Annotated in this window: 1 protein-coding gene; it reads left to right on the forward strand. The window is 47.0% G+C overall.

Annotated features, from left to right (window positions below; all coding sequences use genetic code 11):
• On the forward strand, window positions 1-944 hold a 944-nt coding region (locus tag MHN09_RS21305; RefSeq protein ID WP_239241847.1), incomplete at its 5' end, for an IS5 family transposase.
• Between the last annotated feature and the right edge of the window lie 92 nt (window positions 945-1,036).

Here is a 1,036-nt window from a genome sequence, read left to right on the forward strand (position 1 = left end):
CCAGCAAGCGCCGTCAGACCCGTAAAGAGATATTCTTATCCCGGATGGACAACTTGTTGCCGTGGACTCAACTGCTGGAAGTGATTGAACCCTTTTATCCTAAAGTTGGCAACGGCCGCCGCCCGTATCCACTGGAAACCATGTTCCGCATTCATTGTATGCAGCAATGGTATAGCCTCGGTGATGAAGCCATGGAAGACGCGCTGTACGAGATTGCTTCAATGCGTCAGTTTGCGCAACTGTCACTGGATAAAGCCATTCCTGACCGCACTACCATTATGAACTTCCGGCACTTGCTGGAAAAGCACAAGCTGACTCGCCAATTATTCAAAACGGTCAACCAATGGCTGTCGGAGTGCGGTGTGATGATGACGCAGGGTACACTGGTGGATGCGACGATTATTGAAGCACCCAGCTCCACCAAGAATAAAAAGAATGAGCGTGACCCAAATATGCACCAGACTAAAAAAGGTAATGAATGGCACTTCGGCATGAAAGCCCATATAGGAGTGGATGCCAAGAGTGGCCTGACGCATACGCTGGTGACCACTGCCGCCAACGAACATGACCTGAATCAGATGAAGAACCTGTTGCATGGCGATGAGGAATTCATCTCTGGCGATGCTGGATATCAAGGCGCAGAGAAGCGTGAAGAACTTAAAGAAAAGGATGTGGAATGGCTGATTGCTGAGCGTCCCGGAAAGGTGCGGGCACTGAAAAAGTATCCCTGCAAAAACAAAACTGTCATCAACATCGAATATTTAAAAGCCAGCATCCGAGCAAAAGTTGAACACCCGTTTCGCATCATCAAATGCCAATTTGGTTTTATCAAAGCTCGCTATAAGGGATTGATAAAAAATGACTCACAGTTAGCCATGCTATTCACCTTGGCAAACCTGTTTAAAGTAGACCAGATGCTACGACGACAGCCAAGATCTGTCTGAAATCCGGGAATAACCCGGAATAAGGTCGAAATCCGACCTAAAACAGCGGTATATTGGCCTAAACTGCAAAATTAGAGTTTAAAAATTAGGCC

This window comes from Alteromonas sp. MmMcT2-5, assembly GCF_022348315.1.
GTDB lineage: Bacteria > Pseudomonadota > Gammaproteobacteria > Enterobacterales > Alteromonadaceae > Alteromonas > Alteromonas macleodii.